This window comes from Cellulomonas sp. Root485, from assembly GCF_001426705.1.
Classification (GTDB): Bacteria; Actinomycetota; Actinomycetes; order Actinomycetales; family Cellulomonadaceae; genus Cellulomonas.
The window spans coordinates 615879-632816 of record NZ_LMFC01000001.1 but is presented as its reverse complement, the minus strand read 5'-3'; the positions used below and the strand labels follow the sequence as shown (position 1 = coordinate 632816).

Genomic DNA, 16938 nt, shown 5'->3' with positions numbered 1-16938 from the left:
GAGGAGTCGCCATGAGCGTCAGCTTCGTCCTGGAGGCGCTGGTGGTGCTCGGGTGCATCGTCATGGGCACCCGAGCGGGTGGCGTGGGCGTCGGCCTGTGGGGCGGCCTCGGCACGTTCGTCCTGGTGTTCGTGTTCGGTGAGGCTCCGGGCGCTCCGCCCGCCGCGGCGGTGGCCATCATCCTGGCGGTCGTGACCACCGCGGCGCTGATGCAGGCTGCCGGCGGCATCGACTGGATGGTGTTCGTCGCGGCGAAGGTGATCGAGAGCCGTCCGAAGCAGATCACCCTGATCGCGCCGCTGACCGCGTTCGCGTTCTGCGTGGGCGCCGGGACCGGCAACATCATCTACCCGCTGATGCCGGTGATCTACGACGTCGCCTACCGCAACCACATCCGCCCGTCCCGACCGCTGACCGTGACGGTGGTGCAGTCGGGGATCGCACTGGCAGCCTCGCCGGTCTCGGCCGCGATGGCCGCGATGCTGACGCTGACCGACGTCGCCCCGTACAACCTGGGGCTGACCCAGATCCTCGCGATCACCCTGCCGGCGTGCGTGATCGGGATCATCGTGACGTCGCTCGTCGTGAACCGGATGTGGGCGGAGCTCGACGACGACCCGGAGGTGCAGGCCAAGATCGCCTCGGGTGAGCTGGTGGCGCCCGCGGCTGTCCTGGCCACCGCGGGCGCGCCGCGCACGTCCGCGGGCGGTGGCGCCTCCGACGACGCGAACCCGGTGCCGGTCGGCGAGGCTGCCGCACCGGCCTCCGCCGCGCTGACGTACACGCCGGCCGGACGGCGCTCCGCGCTGGCCTTCTTCGGCGGGGTCATCGCGATCGTGCTGCTCGGTCTGTTCCCCGGTCTGCGCCCGTCGTTCACCGTCGGCGAGGAGACGGTGGCCCTCGACATGACGAACACGATCGTGCTGGTGATGTTCGTCGTGGGCGTCCTGATCCTCTTCGTCGGCAAGCCGGACGTGCGCGAGGTCCCGGAGATGTCCGTGTTCAAGGCGGGCATGATCTCCGCGATCGCCCTCTTCGGCATCGCATGGCTCACGGCCACCTTCATCGCCGCGCACGAGACGTTCATCGTCGAGACGGTCGGCGCCTGGGTGACGAGCTGGACGTTCCTGTTCGCCCTGGCGGTCTTCATGGTCGCCGCGCTCACCACGAGCCAGTCGACCGCGACGCGGACGATCGTGCCGATCGGGCTCGCGGCCGGGCTCGCTCCCGGGGTCGTGACCGGGATGTGGGCGGGAGCCCTGGGCGGCGTCTACACGCTCCCGGCCAACGGCACCCAGATCGCCGCCGCGAACTTCGACCTGACGGGCACGACGAAGCTGGGGACCAAGCTGCTCGACCACAGCTTCTTCGTCCCCATGCTCGTGCTGTCGGTGACGACGATCGTCGTCGGTGCGGTCATCGGCGCCGTCTTCTTCTGACCCTCGACCTCGACCGGACGGAGCACACGATGGAGCCGCACGAGATCGCGAGCCGGGCGTCCGCGCTCATGCCCCAGCTGCTCGAGGACCTGGGCGCGCTCGTCGCGATCCCGTCGATCGCGTTCCCCGGGTACCCGGCCGAGCCCGTGGTGCGGATGGGCACCGAGACGCTCCGGCTGTTCCAGGAGGCCGGCTTCACCGACGCGCGGCTCATGGACGTCCCCACCGGGTACCCGCCGGTCTACGGGGAGATCGCAGGCCCCGAGGGGTCCCCGGTGGTCGTGCTGTACGCGCACTACGACGTGCAGCCGGCGCCGCCCGAGCAGGGCTGGACCAGCGATCCCTGGACGGCCACCCCCAAGGACGACGGACGGATCCACGGTCGGGGTGCCGCCGACGACAAGGGCGGGCTGGTGGCCCACCTCGGCACGCTGCGGGTCTTCGACGGGCAGCCGCCGTGCACGGTCAAGCTCGTGCTCGAGGGGATGGAGGAGACCGAGAGCAACCTCGAGGCCTTCGTGCTGGCCCACCCGGAGCTGTTCGACTGCGACGTGTTCCTCATCTGCGACATGGGCAACCTGCGCGTCGGCGAGCCGGCCCTGACCACCGCGCTGCGGGGCGACGTCGCCTGCGTCGTGACCGTCAGCACGCTCGAGCACCCGCTGCACTCCGGGGTCTTCGGCGGGCCGGCGCCCGACGCGATGATGGCGCTCGCGCGTCTGCTGGCGACCCTGCACGACGACGCGGGCACGGTCGCGGTCGCGGGCGTCTCGTCGGGCACCTGGGACGGCGAGGGCCTCACGCCGGAGGACTTCCGCTCCAACGCCGACCTGCTCGACGGGGTCGACCTGACCGGGACGGGGACCATCGGCTCACGGCTGTGGGCGCAGCCGTCGATCAACGCGATCGGGCTCGACATGACGAGCATCGCCGGGTCGTCGAACGTCCTGATCCCCCAGGCGAGGGCGAAGATCTCGATGCGGATCGTGCCCGGGGCGGACCCCGAGCAGGAGCTCGACGCGCTCGTCGCCCACCTGGAGAGCCACGCACCGTGGGGTGCGCACGTCGAGGTGCAGCGCACGAAGACCGCCCCGCCGTTCAGCTGCGCGACCGACGGTCCCGCCTACGTCGCGGCACGCGCCGCGCTCACGGAGGCCTTCGGCGGGCCGGTGGCCGAGGCGGGGAGCGGCGGCTCCATCCCGCTGCTGCGCACGCTCGCGTCCGTCTCCCCCCGCGCGGAGTTCATCCTGTGGGGGCCGGAGGACCTCGCCGGGTCCCGCATCCACGCCTCCGACGAGAGCGTCGACCCCAGCGAGATCGAGAAGCTCGTCGTGGCCCAGTCGCTGCTCCTGGTGAAGCTGGCCGAGCGGGCCTGACGCGCGCTGTTCGTCACGTCGTGATCACCCGTCCGTAGCCCTCCCGGAACATGGGTGCGCCACGATGCGCCTGTCTCACCCGTTCGAGGGAAAGTGTGGCCCCACCCGTGCTCAAGAAGTCCCGCTCCGCCGCCTCCGCCACCTGCACGCTGACGTTCTCGCTGCCGACGACCGCGCTCGACGGGCCGGTCAGCGTGGTCGGCTCCTTCAACGACTGGACGCCGGGGCTGCACCCGCTGCGTCGGCGCTCCAACGGGACGGCGAGCACGTCCGTGACCGTGCCCGTGGGCGAGACCGTCCGGTTCCGCTACCTCGGCGAGCAGGGCCGCTGGTTCGACGACGCCGACGCGGACGAGATCACCGCGGACGGATCGGTCGTGCACGCCTGAGGGACGGCGGCCCGGGGCTGGTCAGAACTTCTCGACGGCCAGCCCCGCGCGCCGCCCGACGGCGGTGCCGAGCGCGATGCCCGCGAGGACCCCGAGCGAGATCGCGACCATCGTGGTCCCGGCCGTGACGACCGTGCTGAGCGCCTGCGCCCCGTCGCCGAGGATCGAGGTCACGCCGACCAGGCCGAGAGCACCGGGCACCAGGAGCCAGAACCCCGGCAGGAACCCGACGAGCGCGGGCGGTCCGGTCGGGCGGGTGGCCGCGAACATCGCGACCGGGGTCATGAGCAGGGCACCGATGAACGCGGAGAACACCCCACCGAAGAACAGCCCGCCCACGACCTGACCGGCGTAGGCCACGACGAGCACGAGCAGGATCCACGGCAGCGCGGGACGGCGTGCGCAGTTGTGGAACACCACCCCCGTGCCGTAAACCAGCACCCCGATCCACGGTCCCGCCCAGCCGAGCGGCTGGTACGCCGCGGAGCCGACCTCGGACGCCGGGACGCCCACGAGCGCCGCGGCGCCGACGATGCCGAGCGCCAGCAGGACCAGCTGCATCACGCCCGCCGCCAGGCGCGCCGAGCCCGCGATCATCTGCCGGGTGGCCAGGTCGATCGCCGCCGTGGTGAGCAGGGCGCCCGGCAGGAACGTGACGAGGGGCGCGACGAGCGGGGCGAGCATGCCGACGTCGATCCCGGTGCGGGACAGCAGGAACACCGCACCGGCGACGACGAACGCGCAGCTCAGCACCACGAGCGCCTGGTACGCGGCGGGCAGCCGGACCGTGGCGACCTGCAGGCACGCGATCGCAGCGCCGAGCACCGCGGCGACCAGCACGTCGACCAGGCCGCCGCCGAGGATCATGGCCAGGCCCGCGGAGACGCCGACGTACCCGAGGATGCGCGTCGCACCGCCGTACAGCGGAGGTGCCGCGACGGCCGTCTCGATCCGCTGCGCACCCTCGACGGGTCCCACCCGCCCGGACTCGGCGTCGTCGGCCACGCCGAGCACGTCCTGCACCTGGTGCAGGCGCAGCTGTCGCCAGCCCGCCGACGACGCGGCCGTCTGCGTCGTCGTGCGGCCCGGCACCGAGACGAGCAGCGCGGTGGGCAGCGCGATCACCTCGACGTCCGGGGCGCCGTTGATCGCCGCGACACGTTCGAGCGTCCTCGTCACCTGGACCACCGGGGCGCTGGAGTCGATCATCGCCTCGCCGAGCAGCATGAGGAACCTGACCGTCTCCACCGTGTCGCCCGGGACCTCCCCCGGGATCGCGACGGCGTGCGCGTCGTCCAGGACGCCGATCTCCGTCGTCGTCGCGCCGGGTTCCAGCGCCGCGGCGGCGATGGCGCCCATCGGCCGCACCCCGCGGTTCCGACGGAGCGCCAGCACCAGGGCCGTCGCCGCGACGACCAGCACGACCAGTGCGGTGATGACGGCGCCGAGCGGGATCGTGGAGCCGGCGGAGGCGGGCTCGTGCGTCCACGGCACCTCCACCACGACCGTCTCCGTGGGCGCCGGCGTGGGCGACGCCGGCTCCTGGGTCACGGTCACCGTCGGCACCGGCTCCGGCTCCGCGGAGGTCGTCTCCGTCGGGGCCACGGTCGGGTCGGCCGCCGGGGTGGTCGGCGCGTCCGTGCTCGGCGTCGGCTCCGGGAGCGTCTCCGTGGGGCCGGGGGTCACCTCGGACCCGGTCACCCCGGGGTCGGGCACCGCCGCCACCACGCTCCCGGTCATCGCGCCACGAACGCCGCGTACCGGTCGAGGATCAGCGGCCACTCCGTGAACTTGTCCCGGAAGGAGGCGTTCCCCTCGTCCCAGCCGCCGTGCACGAGCTCGACCCGGGTGCCGCCCTCGTCGAGCGGCACGAACTGGACCGAGAGCTGGCTCGGGTGGTCGGCATCCTGGCCGAGCGTCGAGGTGTGCACGACGATCGCGCCGCGGGCGATCGCCAGCACGCGCCCCCACTCGACCTCGCCGAGGGTGGCGTCGACCAGGTAGACGCGTCCGCCCACGCGGGGCTCGATCCCCGCGCCGCGGAAGCCGGCCGGGTCGGGCGTGTAGTCGGGGTGCCACCACTGCCCGAGGTGGTCGACCCAGGCGTCGAACGCCTCGACGGGCGTGCACGCGACGACGAGCTGGTGGCGGATCGGCTCCATCACGCCACCGGGTCCTCGTCGCCGTACACGCCGAGGCGCAGGGTGCGCGCGTCGGTGGCGAGGATCTGCGGCAGGGCCGCCAGCAACGACTCGACGGTATCCGTCCCTGCGCGCACGAACCGGCCCGAGAGAGCGTCGAGCTCCCCGTCGCCGAACGCCCGGACCAGCTCGGCGACGGCCTCGACGGGGGTCCACTCGGTGCGACCGTCGTGCATCGCCATCGACGTGGTCATCGCCGTCTCGACGTGCCCCGGGGCCAGGTCGAGCACACGGATCCCCTGGTCGCGGTACTGCGCGTCGAGCTGCGTGGTGAACCGCGCGAGCCCGCCCTTGCTGATGGCGTAGCCGGTGTAGGCGGTCATCGCACGGTGGCCGGCACCCGAGTTGAGGTTCAGCACCCGGCCCTCGCCACGCGCGAGCATCCCCGGCAGCACCGCGTGCGTGACCAGCAGCGGGCCGCGGACGTTCGCCTCGATCACCCGCCAGGAGTCCTCGACGTCGTCCTCCACGAACGGCACCTCCGCGCGCTCGATGACGCCCGCGTTGTTCACCAGCAGACCGATCCCACCGAGCTCCTCCTCTACGCGGGCGACCGCGTCGAGGACGGCCGTGGCATCGATCAGGTCGGCGGCCGCCACGCACACGTCGCCGCCGATCTCGTCCGCGACGGCGTCCAGGTTCGCGCGGGTCCGGCCCACCAGCCCGACCGCGTACCCCGCCTGCGACAGCCCGAGCGCGATGCCACGCCCGATCCCCCGCCCGGCTCCGGTGACCAGAGCGGTCCTCATGCCATCGCCTCCCGCAGCCGCTCCAGGGTCACCTTCCCGTGGAACCGGGTCCCGTCCACGAAGATCGTCGGCGTCCCCCGCACGCCCGCCTCGATGCCCGCGGTGTAGTCGGTGGAGACCGCGGCAGCGTGCACCTGAGCGGCGTCGCCCGCCACGGTCGCCGGGTCGAGCCCGAGCCTCTCGGCGGATGCGCGCAGGTCGGGCTCGGTCAACCGGTCCTGGTGGCTCATCAGCTCGTCGTGCATCTCCCAGAACCTGCCCGCAGCGCCCGCCGCTTCCGCAGCCAGCGCCGCGGACAGGGCGTACGGGTGCACCTCGAACAGCGGGAAGTGCCGCCACACCAGCCGCACCCGCCCGTCGGAGGTGTCCACCAGCTCGCGCAGCACGGGCGCCGCCGCGCGGCAGTACGGGCACTCGAGGTCGCCGAACTCCAGCACGGTGATCGGGGCGTCGGGGCGGCCGTAGACGTGCCGCTCAGCGAGGTCGTCGGTCATGCGTCGAGGATGCCAGGCTCAGCGGCGACGAGGCCGCAGCGGCGGGCTCGCCGTCCCGGTGCCCGACGCGATCCCCGCGACGAGCTCGCGCACGGTGTCGATGCCGGACCGGGTGGGCCGCCAGTCGAGCTCCCGCTCGGCACGGGAGGTGTCGAGCAGCGGCGCGGCGAGGGCCATGTCCAGCCAGCCCGGGCCGACGGGCACCGCGCGCGCGTGCCACCCGACCGCGACGGCCGCACGGGCCTGCGCCACCGGCACGTCGACCAGCCGCCCGCGGGCGACCACGTCGGCGATGTCCTGGCCTCGGAGCACGTCCGGGGCCGCGACGTTGAACGGGCCGCGCACGCGACGGACCACCGCCTCGCGGAACGCCGCGGCGACGTCGTCGGCGTGCACCACCTGCAGGCGCAGACCCTGCGGCCACGGCAGTGCCGACAGGTACCCGCCGAGGGCGCGCTTCGGCACCCACGGGCCGAGGAAGTACCGCGAGATCTCGTGCCCGGCGGAGCGCTGGAACACCAGCGCGGGACGCAGGCGGGCGATCGCGAGATCCGGGGACGCGGCCTCCACCTCGTCCAGCACCCGCTCGACCGAGGCCTTGTCCACGCTGTACGACGACGACCGCACCCCGTCGGTCGCCCAGCCCTCACCGCGCGGGACGTCGTCCGGCGCCGGCGAGTACGCGCCGACGCTGGAGGCGACCACGACGTGCGGCACCCCGGCGCGACGGGCCGCGTCGAGGACCCGGCGCGTCCCCGCGACGTTCACCTCGTGCAGCCTCCGGCGGTCGTGGCTCGGCTGGATCGCCCACGCGAGCTGGACGACCGCGTCCGCCCCGGCGAACGCGTCCGTCAGGGTCTCGATCGCCCCGCCGTCGGCGAGGTCGCACGCCACCCACGTCGCGACGTCGTACGGGGCCGGCGGGGTGCTCCGCGGCACCCGGCGCGCGACCCCCACCACGGAGGTCACCGTGCCGTCGTCGGCGAACCGGCGCAGCAGGGCCGTGCCGACGTTTCCGCTGGCACCCACCACGACGACCCTCATGCGCCCACGCTCGCACCAGTTGCGGGTGCCCGCATCCCTGCTCGACGGGCGGCGGCGCGTCCGGCGCGCCACGATGCGTCCATGCAGGTGGTTCGCGCGCTCCTCGGGCTCACCGCGCTCGCCGTGGTGGCGGGCTGCGCCGTGGGTTCACCCGCGACGACCGTCGACGAGGCGCGCGCGCTCACCGCCCCGCTGGAGCAGTCCTCGTCCGCGGTGGGGACCGCGACGCTGGCCACCGAGCTCCTGGGTGACGACCGCACCACCGCCGCCGTCACCGACACCGCGCTGCTCGACCAGGTGCACGTCCTGGAGGAGGCCGCCGACGCCGTCGCGACGTTCGTCCCGGCCGACGCCACCGGCGCCGGGTGGCAGGCCGACGCGCTGACCGCCGTCCGGGACGCGCAGCTGGCGGTCGCGGACGCGCGCGGGTGGGCCAACGGCGCGGGTTCCGACGAGGCGTCCGTGGTCGCGGCGCTGGACGCGAGCGCCGAGACGCTGGAGGACCTCACCGCCACGCTCGACGAGGTGACGGGCCAGTGAAGAGGCTCCTCGGTGTCGCGCTCGGCATCCTCACCGCGATCGGCGGGTTCCTCGACATCGGGGACCTCGTCACCAACGCGGTCGTCGGCAGCCGGTTCGGGCTCTCGCTCGCGTGGGTGGTCGTCGTCGGCGTGATCGGCATCTGCCTGTTCGCCAGCATGTCCGGGCGGGTCGCGGCGGTGAGCGGCCGGGCGACGTTCGAGATCATCCGCGAGCGCCTGGGACCTCGGGCCGCGGGAGCGAACCTCACGGCGTCGTTCCTCATCAACCTGCTGACCCTGACCGCCGAGGTCGGGGGCATCGCGCTCGCGCTGCAGCTGGCCAGCAGCGTGGAACCGCGGCTGTGGATCCCCGTCGCGGCGTTCGCCCTGTGGCTGGTGGTGTGGCGGACCAAGTTCTCGACGATGGAGAACGTCACCGGCCTCGTGGGGCTCACGCTCGTCGTGTTCGCGGTCGCGGTGTTCCTGCTGGGACCCGACTGGTCCGAGCTCGCCGACCAGGCGCTCTCCCCCACCGTGCCCGCCGCGGAGGGCCACGCCGTCTACTGGTACTACGCGATCGCCCTGTTCGGCGCGGCCATGACCCCGTACGAGGTGTTCTTCTTCTCCTCCGGCGCGGTCGAGGAGAAGTGGACCGTCAAGGACCTGGCGCAGTCGCGGCTCAACGTCCTGGTCGGCTTCCCGTTCGGGGGCGTGCTGTCCGTCGCCATCGCCGCGTGCGCCGCCATCGTGTTCCTGCCCGCGGGCATCGAGGTGTCGTCGCTGTCCCAGATCGTGCTGCCGGTCGCGCTCGCCGGCGGCAAGCTGGCCCTGGCGGTCGTCATCGTCGGGATCGTCGCCGCGACCTTCGGTGCCGCACTGGAGACGTCCCTGTCCAGCGGCTACACGCTGGCGCAGTTCATGGGCTGGTCGTGGGGCAAGTTCCGCCGCCCGGCACAGGCGGCCCGGTTCCACCTGACGATGATCGTCTGCATCCTGGTGGCGGGCGCGGTGCTCATGACGAGCGTCGACCCGATCAAGATCACGGAGTTCTCCGTGGTGTTCTCCGCGATCGCACTGCCCCTCACGTACCTGCCCATCCTGCTCGTCGCCAACGACCCGGAGTACATGGGCGAGCACGTCAACGGCAAGGTCACCAACGCCCTCGCGCTGGTGTACCTGGTCATCATCGTGACGGCGTCCGTCGCCGCGATCCCCCTGATGATCGCGACGGGAGCCGGCTCATGAGCCTTCCGCCCGACGAGCACCCGCCCGGGCTCGTGCTCGACGCCCGGCTGCACCTGCTCGACCGGCAGGTCCTCGACGTCGACGGTGTCCCCGTCTGCACCGTCGACGACCTCGAGGTGCACGGCGTCGACGGCAGCGACCTGCCCGACGGGACGCAGACCGCGTTCGTCACGTCGCTGCTCAGCGGCGCCGTGCTGGCCACCCGCGTGTTCGGCGGGCGGCCGCCGTCGTCGCGCTGGCACCGCATCCGCTGGACCCACGTGGCCGACGTCGGCACCACCGTGGCGCTCGGCGTGCGCGGCGACACGCTCGACGTGACCTGGACCGAGCGCTGGGTCCGCGACCGCGTCATCGGCCGGCTGCCGGGAGGTCGTCATGATCCTGGGTGACCTGCTCGACGCCCCTGTGCGCGGACCCGCCGACGACCCCCTGGGCTACGTGGTGGACGTCCGGTTGGTGCTGGACGGCCCGCTGGACGGGACCCTGGCCGCACCGCGCCTGCACGGGCTGCTGGTCAGCCCCCGCACGGGCACGTCGTTCCTCGGCTACGAGCGCACGGGGGTGCGGTCCCCCGCTCTCGTGGCTCGCTGGCTCCGGTGGCGCCACCGCGGGACGTTCCTGGTGCGCTGGTCGGACGTGGAGGCCGTCGCACCCGGTGCGGTCCGGCTGCGCGAGGGGTACCGACGGTTCTCCCCGGACCTGCCCGGCCGACCGTCGCAGCGCCCTGACCTGCACCGGGCCACGTGACGGCTACGCGCAGAGCACCGCGTCGACCGCCTGGTTGATCCGCTCCCACGCCACCTCGGGGTCGGCCAGGGCTGCCGGCAGCGCGGTCACCGCGACGGTCACCGACGTGCCGTCCGGGCCGACGCCACCGCCGGTCTCGTACCCGGGGATGCTGCCGCCGTGGCCCCAGGCGACGCCGCCGCAGCTCAGCGGGGTGCTGAAGAGTCCCAGCCCGTACCGCAGGCCGTGCAGCTCCGGCGCCGTCTCCACGGTCGTCTGCATCTCGGCGAGGAGGTCGGGCGGGAGCAGCTCGCCTCCGAGCAGGGCGACGAAGAACGCGTCGAGGTCGCTCGGCGTCGACACGATGTCGCCCGCACCCCAGGCCCACGACGGGTCGAGCACGGTGATGTCCCGCAGCTCGCCGCCCGGCTCCGACGCGTGGTACCCGAGCGGGTGGCGCTCGCGGAGCTCCTCCTCGCCCCGGTCCGGCACGTACGTGTCCCGCAGGTGGAGCGGCTCGATGACCCGGTCGGTGACGACCTCGGCCAGCGGCCGGCCGGTGACCTTCTGCACGATCAGGCCGGCGATGACGTAGTTGGTGTTGCTGTAGGCCCACGCCTGCCCCGGCGGCGTGCCGGGCTGGGTCAGCGCGAGGTCGAGCAGCTCGCGCGGCTCGACGTAGTGGTGCCGGGTGGCGAAGAAGTCCAGGTTCATCACCGCGGTGTAGTTGGGCACCCCGCTGGTGTGCTGGAGGACCTGGCGGACGGTGATGACGCTGCCGTCCACGCCGTCGCCGTGCACGAGGCCGGGCAGGTACGTCTCGACGGGCGCGTCGAGGTCGACGGATCCCTCGTCCACCAGCTGCAGCAGGGCGACCGCGACGAAGGTCTTGCTGTTGCTGCCGATGCGGACCTGGCCGTCGAGCGGCACCCGGGCACCGGTCTCGAGGTTGCCCACCCCGGCGGTGTAGTCGCGGCTGCGTCCCCGGGAGTCCTGGGTGGTGGCGAGCGCCGCGGGGAAGCCGGCGTCCCGGACCAGGGCGTCCAGCTCGCGCTGCACGACGTCGCGGTGCGCACGGTCCCCGGAGTACGCGGGGATGCCCGTGATCACGGCGCTGACCGCGACACTGCACGCGGCGGCGATGGTGAGGGCCAGGCGGGCGTTGCTCTGTGGTCTGGTCATGAGACCAGCCTGCTGTCGCGCCGGATCCCCCCACCAGGGAGCCCTCCCCCGAGCGACGGTGGGGTTGACCCCCGTACGCCTCAGAAGAGCAGGTGCTCGCGCGGCCGGCCCTTGGCCTCGTGGCCGAGCAGGAACCGCTTGCGGTCCAGGCCCGCGGCGAAGCCGGTCAGCGACCCGTCCGCCCCGATCACACGGTGGCAGGGCACGACGATCGCGATCCGGTTGCGCCCGTTGGCCGCGCCGACGGCCCGCGACGACGTGCGCGGGTCGAGCCCGATCTCCGCGGCGACGTCGCCGTAGGACCGCGTCTGCCCGTACGGGATGCGCAGGAGCCCCTCCCACACCCGGCACTGGAACGGGGTGCCGACGAGGTGCAGGCGCAGGTCGAACTCGGTGCGCGTCCCGGCGAAGTACTCGTCGAGCTGCGTCTGCACCTCGTCGAACTCGTCGTCCGCACGCTCACCGAACGGACCCTGCACGGCCTCGTACTTCGAGCTCTGCAGCAGGAGCGCGGAGAGACCTCCGTCGTGGGCGACGAGCGTGATCGGGCCGAGCGGTGACGGCACCACCGTGTGCACCACGCGGACGTCCGCTCCGACACTCTCGGGGACCTCGAGCTCCTGGACGGTCATGGTCGTCATCATTCCCCCACCCACTGACATGCCCGCCCGTCGCGCGCCTGCTCGAGAGGAAGACGCGCGACGGACGGGCGATGTGAGGTGCTCAGTCGGTGCTGCGCAGCAGGGTCCGCACCCCGACCGCCAGTCCCACGACCGCCGTGAGCACCGCCGCGAGCCACCCTGCAGCCACGGCACTGCTGGTCAGGTCACCGGCGAACAGCGCACGCTCGGCCTCGACCACCCACCGCAGCGGGTCGAACGCGGACGCGACCTTCATCCACTGCGGACCGGTCTCCAGCGGCAGGAGCATCCCGGACAGGATGAGCAGCGGGAAGAGTACGGTCTGCTGCACGGCCCAGAACATCCACTCCTGCTTGCGCACCGCGATCGCCAGCGCGTAGCTCAGCGAGCCCAGCCCGACGCCCAGCACCGCGAGCATCGCCAGGCCGATCGGCGCCCCGACGGGGTCGGCGCGGAAGCCGAACGGCAGCATGACCAGGATCAGGATGACCGCCTGCGCGACCAGCGGCACCATCTCCTTGAGCGACCTCCCGACCAGCTGGGACGACCGCGACAGGGGCGTGACCAGGAGGCGCTCGTGCGCACCGGTCTGCATCTCGAACTGCAGGTTGGACCCGGTGGTGGACGTGCCGAACAGCGTGGTCATCACCAGGATCGACGGCACGAACCACTGCCACACGTCGGTGGAGCTCAGGCCCCCGGTCTCCCCGACCGACCCGACGAGCAGCGGCCCGAACAGGCCGAGGAACACCAGCGGCTGGATGAGGCCGAACACGACGGAGAACGGCTCACGGACCACGGGCCGCAGCTCGCGGGTCATGACGAGCCACACGTCCGAGAACCAGGACCGGCGGACGGGGGTCAGAGTGCGGATCGGGGCGTCGACGGTGATGGTGCTCATGCTGCGGCCTCCTCGGCTGCCTGGTCGGTGGCGCGCGAACCCTCGTCGCGCAGGCTGCGGCCGGTGAGGGCCAGGAAGACGTCGTCGAGCGTGGGTCGCACGGCGAGCGCCTCGAGCAGGGGCGCCCCGGCGCCTGACGCCGCGAGGACCAGCTCGGGCACGGCCGCGCCGGCGTCGGCCACCCGCGCCTCCACCCGGTCACCGGCGACCGTCACGTCCCGGGCGCCGGGGAGGTTCTCGACGATCGACGCCACGCGCGACGCCGTCCCCCCGACCGCGACCCGGAGCACCACGCGGTCCCCGGCGAGCGTGCGCTTGAGCCCGTCGGCGGTGTCGTCGGCGATGACCTGCCCGTGGTCGACCACGACGACGCGCTCGGCCATCGTGTCGGCCTCGTCGAGGTAGTGCGTGGTGAGCACGATCGTCATGTCGTGCTCGGCGCGCAGCCGGGAGATGTGATCCCAGAGGTTGGCGCGGTTGTGCGGGTCGAGGCCGGTGGTGGGCTCGTCCAGGAACAGCAGGCGGGGCGCGTGCACCAGGCCGAGGGCGACGTCGAGCCGCCGCCGCTGACCGCCGGACAGGTCCGAGACCTTGCGCCTCGCCAGTGCGGTGAGGTCGAGCGCGTCCAGGAGCTCCGCCGTGCGACGCCGGGCCGCCGCACGGTCGAGCCCGTAGACCTGGCCCTGCATCGTCAGCTCGTCTGCCGCGCGCTGCTGGTGCCCCGCGCCGTTGCCCTGGCCGACGTAGCCGATGTGCCGGCGGACGGTCGCCGGGTCGGCGACGACGTCCACCCCCGCGACCGTCGCCGTGCCGGAGGTGGGCCGGATCAGGGTCGTGAGCATGCGCATCGTGGTCGACTTGCCGGCGCCGTTGGGCCCGAGCACGGCCACGAGCTCGCCGGGGGCGATGTCGAGGTCGATGCCGCGCACGGCGTGCACCGTCTCGGTGCTGCCCACCACGAAGTCCTTGGTGAGTCCTCGGGTCTGGATCATGGGTTCTCCCTCGTCGAGTGGGTACGGCACCAGCCTGTCGCCCATAGCGGTCAGTTCCTGTCCTCTACTGCGTGGCATCCTGAGCACATGTCCACGCCGTCGTCCCGACTCCTCGCCCTCCTGTCGCTGCTGCAGGCACGCCGCGACTGGCCGGGCGAGGCGCTCGCGGACCGGCTCGGCGTGAGCCCCCGCACGGTGCGTCGCGACGTCGACCGCCTGCGTGAGCTGGGCTATCCCGTGCACGCGAGCAAGGGGCCCGACGGTGGCTACCGGCTCGACGCCGGCACCCAGATGCCGCCGCTCCTGCTCGACGACGAGCAGGCGGTCGCGCTCGTCGTCGCCTTGCAGACCGCGTCCACGGGCGTCGCCGGGGTCGACGAGGCCGCCGTCCGCGCGCTCGCGACGCTCCGCCAGGTCATGCCCGCCCGCCTGCGCGCCGCCGCCGACGCGCTCCAGGTGACCGCCGTCTCGCGCGGCGACAACCGCCCGCAGGTCGACCAGCAGGTCCTGCTCGCCGCCGGCGCGGCGGTCCGCGCGCACGAGGTGCTCCGGTTCGACTACCAGGGCGGCAGCGACACCCGGCTCCCCCGCCGCGCCGAGGCCCACCACCTGGTCACCTGGGGCGGGCGCTGGTACCTGGTCGGCTACGACCTCGACCGCGCCGACTGGCGCACGTACCGCGTCGACCGGATGACCCCGAAGTCCGGCTCGGGTCCGCGCTTCGCGCCCCGCCCGCTGCCCGCCACCGACGTCGCGGCCTTCGTCGCCGCGCAGTTCAGCAGCGTCAACCCGTGGCCGTGCCGCGGCGAGGCCGAGGTGGGCATGGCCGCCTCGGAGGTCGCGCAGTGGGCCGGCCGGGACGCCCTCGTCGAGCCGCTCGGCGACGACCGCTGCCGCGCCGTGCTGAGCGCGTGGTCCTGGGACGGCGTCGCCGCGCGGTTCGCGATGTTCGGCGTGCCCCTGCGCGTGGTCGGCCCGCCGGAGCTGTCCGACGCGATGCACCGCCTGGCGGCCCGCGTGACGGCGGCCGTCCCCGCGTGACCCGCCGTCGAACCCGACATGGGTGCCGTCACCGGCGCCATCACGGCACCCATGTCGGGTTCACCGACCGCCGGACTCCAGGGCGGGGCGGCGGGGGTCGTCGACGTGGACGACGACGTCCGCCAGCTGCGTCGGGAGCGTCTCGTCGTCGTAGCGGGCGAAGGCCGGGAGCGTCCAGCGGTCCTCCGCCGGGGTCCGGCGCGCGAGGGTCGACGGCCGCACGGTCAGGTGCACGGTGAGCTCGGCATCGAGCCACCGACCGAGCAGCAGGTGACCGTCGAGCACCAGGACGGCTCGCTCGGGTGCGTCCACGAACCCCGCGCGGGTCGACCGGTCGGCGACGACATCCCACAAGGTCGGCAGGAAGCGGCCACGGGCGGCGAACGGGTCGAGGACCTCGCGCGCCAGCGCCCCCGCGTCGAGCCGGTCCTCGAGGTAGGCGTCCGGGTCCTGCCGGCCGTGCTCGAACCGCACGGACGCGGGCCGCAGGAAGTCGTCGGCGTGCACCCGGAACACCGGCCGGCCGAGCGCCCGCAGCGGGTCGACGAGCGCGTCGGCGAGGGCGTCGGCTCGGGTCGGTGGAGCACCGTCGACGATCACGCGCACGCGTCCCTCGCGCGCGGCCGCGCGCTGCACCAGCCGGTCGACGAGCAGCTCCGGCGTGACGGGCTCGATCAGGGCTGCCGCCCCTCCCCGTGCTCGTCGGCGGACTGCTCACGCTCGTCGATGACGTCCTGCCCGGGCCCGGAGAAGTGCCGCGACCGCTCCAGCGCCTCGATGCTGCCGGTGAACAGCCGGGCGTCCTGGCCGCCGGTGGTGATGGTCTGCGTGTCGTCCGGGGACCACGCGCCCGGGACGGGGAGCACGGGCGTGGGGGCGGAGTCAGGGCGGGCGGCGGCGCGGCGCCCCGTCGGCGGCGCGGGTGGCGTGCCCTCCCACCGGGTCTTCGGCAGGCTCTGCGGCGCCTCGCGCTGCAGCCAGCCGACCAGCCCCTCGCGGACGTAGCACCGCAGGTCGAACAGCGTCGGGGCGTCCACGGCGCTGGCCAGCGCGCGGACGCGGACCATGCCGCCGACGGCGTCCGTGACCTGCAGGATGCCGACGCGCCGGTCCCACAGGTCGGTGTCCTGGAGCAGCCGTGTCAGCTCGGTGCGCATCGCCTCGACCGGGACCTCCCAGTCGACGTCGAGCTCGACGGTGCCCAGCAGGTCGGCCGCGCGGCGGGTCCAGTTCTCGAACGGCGTGGTCGTGAAGTACGTCGAGGGCAGGATCAGGCGGCGGTCGTCCCAGACGTGCACGACCACGTAGGTGAGCGTGATCTCCTCGATCCGCCCCCACTCGTCGGCGACGACGACCACGTCGTCCACCCGGATCGCGTCGGTGAACGCCAGCTGCAGCCCTGCGAACACGTTGGCCAGGGAGCTCTGCGCCGCCAGACCGGCGACGATGGAGATGAGCCCGGCGGACGCCAGGAGGCTCGCGCCCAGCGCCCGGGCCGACGGGAACGTCAGCAGGATCGCCGCGATCGCGCACAGCACCAGGATCGCGACGGTGATGCGGCGCAGCACCTGGACCTGGGTGCGGACGCGGCGGGCGTGCCGGTTGTCGGCGACGTCGATCCGGTACCGCTGGAGCGCGGCGTCCTCGAGCACGAACGCGAGGCTGCCGACGAGCCACGCCACGGTGATGATCAGGGCGATCAGCAGGACGTGCTCGGCGGTCCGGGTCCAGTCGGCCGGGTCGGTGCTCAGGCGCAGCGCGATCCAGACGGCGACCACGAGCAGGACCGCGCGCATGGGCTTGCGCGAGCGGCGGGTGAGGTCCGCGGCGACGGCCGAGCGGCGCGCGAGGCGTCGCACCAGCACGGCGAGGAGGGTTGCGGTGAGGAAGGCGACGATGACGGCGGCGAGGACCGACAGCGTCGGGACGAGGAAGCCCTCGACACCGTCGGCCACGGACTCGTCGGCAGCGCCGAGCAGGAGGTGGGGGCGCACGTC

The 16938-nt window shown here is 73.5% G+C and carries 19 protein-coding genes; 8 read left to right on the top strand and 11 right to left on the bottom strand.

Annotated elements, in window-relative coordinates; translation table 11 throughout:
- The first annotated feature begins 11 nt into the window (after nt 1-11).
- The 3 genes from ASD16_RS03075 (at nt 12) to ASD16_RS03065 (ending at nt 3204) form a co-directional block, all read left to right on the top strand.
- The gene (locus tag ASD16_RS03075) at nt 12-1439 is read left to right on the top strand and encodes an anaerobic C4-dicarboxylate transporter family protein (protein WP_055912654.1); all 1428 of its coding nucleotides are present in this window, start codon (nt 12-14) and stop codon (nt 1437-1439) included.
- Nucleotides 1440-1468: 29 nt separating this feature from the next.
- On the top strand, nt 1469-2815 hold the full coding sequence (locus tag ASD16_RS03070; RefSeq protein WP_055912651.1) for a M20/M25/M40 family metallo-hydrolase: 1347 nt from the start codon (nt 1469-1471) through the stop codon (nt 2813-2815).
- Between the two features lie 107 nt (nt 2816-2922).
- Entirely contained in the window at nt 2923-3204 is a 282-nt protein-coding gene (locus ASD16_RS03065; protein ID WP_055915620.1) for an isoamylase early set domain-containing protein, read from the top strand.
- A 21-nt stretch (nt 3205-3225) separates the two neighbouring features.
- Here the strand turns inward: ASD16_RS03065 and ASD16_RS03060 are convergent, their stop codons facing one another.
- Genes ASD16_RS03060 through ASD16_RS03040 form a run of 5 tightly spaced genes read right to left on the bottom strand, consistent with a single transcriptional unit; the run spans nt 3226 to nt 7692 of the window.
- Entirely contained in the window at nt 3226-4944 is a 1719-nt protein-coding gene (locus tag ASD16_RS03060; RefSeq protein ID WP_055912648.1) for a threonine/serine exporter family protein, read from the bottom strand.
- Nucleotides 4941-5366, bottom strand: coding sequence for an SRPBCC domain-containing protein (locus tag ASD16_RS03055; protein ID WP_055912645.1), 426 nt, complete (start codon nt 5364-5366; stop codon nt 4941-4943). Before ASD16_RS03055 ends, ASD16_RS03060 begins: the two co-directional genes overlap by 4 nt.
- A complete protein-coding gene (locus ASD16_RS03050) occupies nt 5366-6154 on the bottom strand; it encodes an SDR family oxidoreductase (RefSeq protein WP_055912642.1) in 789 nt (262 codons plus the stop codon). The genes ASD16_RS03055 and ASD16_RS03050 overlap by 1 nt, the downstream gene beginning before the upstream one ends.
- Nucleotides 6151-6648, bottom strand: a complete 498-nt coding sequence (locus ASD16_RS03045) for a thioredoxin domain-containing protein (protein WP_055912639.1) — start codon at nt 6646-6648, stop codon at nt 6151-6153. Before ASD16_RS03045 ends, ASD16_RS03050 begins: the two co-directional genes overlap by 4 nt.
- Nucleotides 6649-6666: 18 nt before the next feature.
- Nucleotides 6667-7692 (bottom strand): NAD-dependent epimerase/dehydratase family protein, encoded by a 1026-nt coding sequence (locus ASD16_RS03040; protein ID WP_055912636.1) that lies wholly within the window; start codon nt 7690-7692, stop codon nt 6667-6669.
- A gap of 81 nt (nt 7693-7773) precedes the next feature.
- On the opposite strand from ASD16_RS03040, the gene ASD16_RS03035 reads away from it, so the two are divergent.
- From ASD16_RS03035 to ASD16_RS03020, 4 genes are read left to right on the top strand one after another with little or no spacing between them, the layout of a single operon-like run.
- Nucleotides 7774-8232 (top strand): hypothetical protein, encoded by a 459-nt coding sequence (locus tag ASD16_RS03035; protein ID WP_055912634.1) that lies wholly within the window; start codon nt 7774-7776, stop codon nt 8230-8232.
- Nucleotides 8229-9458 (top strand): NRAMP family divalent metal transporter, encoded by a 1230-nt coding sequence (locus ASD16_RS03030; RefSeq protein WP_055912631.1) that lies wholly within the window; start codon nt 8229-8231, stop codon nt 9456-9458. Before ASD16_RS03035 ends, ASD16_RS03030 begins: the two co-directional genes overlap by 4 nt.
- A complete protein-coding gene (locus tag ASD16_RS03025) occupies nt 9455-9847 on the top strand; it encodes a hypothetical protein (RefSeq protein ID WP_055912627.1) in 393 nt (130 codons plus the stop codon). The genes ASD16_RS03030 and ASD16_RS03025 overlap by 4 nt, the downstream gene beginning before the upstream one ends.
- Nucleotides 9834-10205 carry a hypothetical protein gene (locus tag ASD16_RS03020; RefSeq protein WP_055912622.1) on the top strand — a complete coding sequence of 124 codons (372 nt, stop codon included), beginning with the start codon at nt 9834-9836 and terminating at the stop codon, nt 10203-10205. Before ASD16_RS03025 ends, ASD16_RS03020 begins: the two co-directional genes overlap by 14 nt.
- 3 nt (nt 10206-10208) lie before the next feature.
- Here ASD16_RS03020 and ASD16_RS03015 read toward each other — a convergent pair whose 3' ends face one another.
- The 4 genes from ASD16_RS03015 to ASD16_RS03000 form a co-directional block, all read right to left on the bottom strand.
- Complete coding sequence (locus tag ASD16_RS03015) at nt 10209-11366, bottom strand: serine hydrolase (protein ID WP_082570564.1); 1158 nt, start codon at nt 11364-11366, stop codon at nt 10209-10211.
- An 80-nt stretch (nt 11367-11446) separates the two neighbouring features.
- Nucleotides 11447-11998 carry a methylated-DNA--[protein]-cysteine S-methyltransferase gene (locus ASD16_RS03010; protein ID WP_055915616.1) on the bottom strand — a complete coding sequence of 184 codons (552 nt, stop codon included), beginning with the start codon at nt 11996-11998 and terminating at the stop codon, nt 11447-11449.
- A gap of 91 nt (nt 11999-12089) precedes the next feature.
- On the bottom strand, nt 12090-12908 hold the full coding sequence (locus ASD16_RS03005) for an ABC transporter permease (RefSeq protein WP_055912619.1): 819 nt from the start codon (nt 12906-12908) through the stop codon (nt 12090-12092).
- Nucleotides 12905-13900: an ATP-binding cassette domain-containing protein gene (locus tag ASD16_RS03000; RefSeq protein ID WP_055915614.1), complete on the bottom strand. Its 996-nt coding sequence runs from the start codon at nt 13898-13900 to the stop codon at nt 12905-12907. Before ASD16_RS03000 ends, ASD16_RS03005 begins: the two co-directional genes overlap by 4 nt.
- An 87-nt stretch (nt 13901-13987) precedes the next feature.
- Between ASD16_RS03000 and ASD16_RS02995 the strand changes: the two genes are divergently transcribed.
- Nucleotides 13988-14941 (top strand): YafY family protein, encoded by a 954-nt coding sequence (locus tag ASD16_RS02995; RefSeq protein WP_055912617.1) that lies wholly within the window; start codon nt 13988-13990, stop codon nt 14939-14941.
- Nucleotides 14942-15001: 60 nt separating this feature from the next.
- Here the strand turns inward: ASD16_RS02995 and ASD16_RS02990 are convergent, their stop codons facing one another.
- The gene (locus tag ASD16_RS02990) at nt 15002-15547 is read right to left on the bottom strand and encodes a uridine kinase (protein ID WP_235523084.1); all 546 of its coding nucleotides are present in this window, start codon (nt 15545-15547) and stop codon (nt 15002-15004) included.
- 68 nt (nt 15548-15615) lie between these two features.
- A complete protein-coding gene (locus ASD16_RS02985; RefSeq protein WP_235523083.1) occupies nt 15616-16935 on the bottom strand; it encodes a mechanosensitive ion channel family protein in 1320 nt (439 codons plus the stop codon).
- Between the last annotated feature and the right edge of the window lie 3 nt (nt 16936-16938).

Bases quoted from the DNA above. Each gene is read 5' to 3' on its own strand.
- ASD16_RS03075 (WP_055912654.1), top strand. From the start codon at position 12: ATGAGCGTCAGCTTCGTCCTGGAGGCGCTGGTGGTGCTCGGGTGCATC.
- ASD16_RS03070 (WP_055912651.1), top strand. From the start codon at position 1,469: ATGGAGCCGCACGAGATCGCGAGCCGGGCGTCCGCGCTCATGCCCCAG.
- ASD16_RS03060 (WP_055912648.1), bottom strand. From the start codon at position 4,944: ATGACCGGGAGCGTGGTGGCGGCGGTGCCCGACCCCGGGGTGACCGGG.
- ASD16_RS03055 (WP_055912645.1), bottom strand. From the start codon at position 5,366: ATGGAGCCGATCCGCCACCAGCTCGTCGTCGCGTGCACGCCCGTCGAG.
- ASD16_RS03050 (WP_055912642.1), bottom strand. From the start codon at position 6,154: ATGAGGACCGCTCTGGTCACCGGAGCCGGGCGGGGGATCGGGCGTGGC.
- ASD16_RS03045 (WP_055912639.1), bottom strand. From the start codon at position 6,648: ATGACCGACGACCTCGCTGAGCGGCACGTCTACGGCCGCCCCGACGCC.
- ASD16_RS03040 (WP_055912636.1), bottom strand. From the start codon at position 7,692: ATGAGGGTCGTCGTGGTGGGTGCCAGCGGAAACGTCGGCACGGCCCTG.
- ASD16_RS03035 (WP_055912634.1), top strand. From the start codon at position 7,774: ATGCAGGTGGTTCGCGCGCTCCTCGGGCTCACCGCGCTCGCCGTGGTG.
- ASD16_RS03025 (WP_055912627.1), top strand. From the start codon at position 9,455: ATGAGCCTTCCGCCCGACGAGCACCCGCCCGGGCTCGTGCTCGACGCC.
- ASD16_RS03020 (WP_055912622.1), top strand. From the start codon at position 9,834: ATGATCCTGGGTGACCTGCTCGACGCCCCTGTGCGCGGACCCGCCGAC.
- ASD16_RS03015 (WP_082570564.1), bottom strand. From the start codon at position 11,366: ATGACCAGACCACAGAGCAACGCCCGCCTGGCCCTCACCATCGCCGCC.
- ASD16_RS03010 (WP_055915616.1), bottom strand. From the start codon at position 11,998: ATGACCGTCCAGGAGCTCGAGGTCCCCGAGAGTGTCGGAGCGGACGTC.
- ASD16_RS03005 (WP_055912619.1), bottom strand. From the start codon at position 12,908: ATGAGCACCATCACCGTCGACGCCCCGATCCGCACTCTGACCCCCGTC.
- ASD16_RS03000 (WP_055915614.1), bottom strand. From the start codon at position 13,900: ATGATCCAGACCCGAGGACTCACCAAGGACTTCGTGGTGGGCAGCACC.
- ASD16_RS02995 (WP_055912617.1), top strand. From the start codon at position 13,988: ATGTCCACGCCGTCGTCCCGACTCCTCGCCCTCCTGTCGCTGCTGCAG.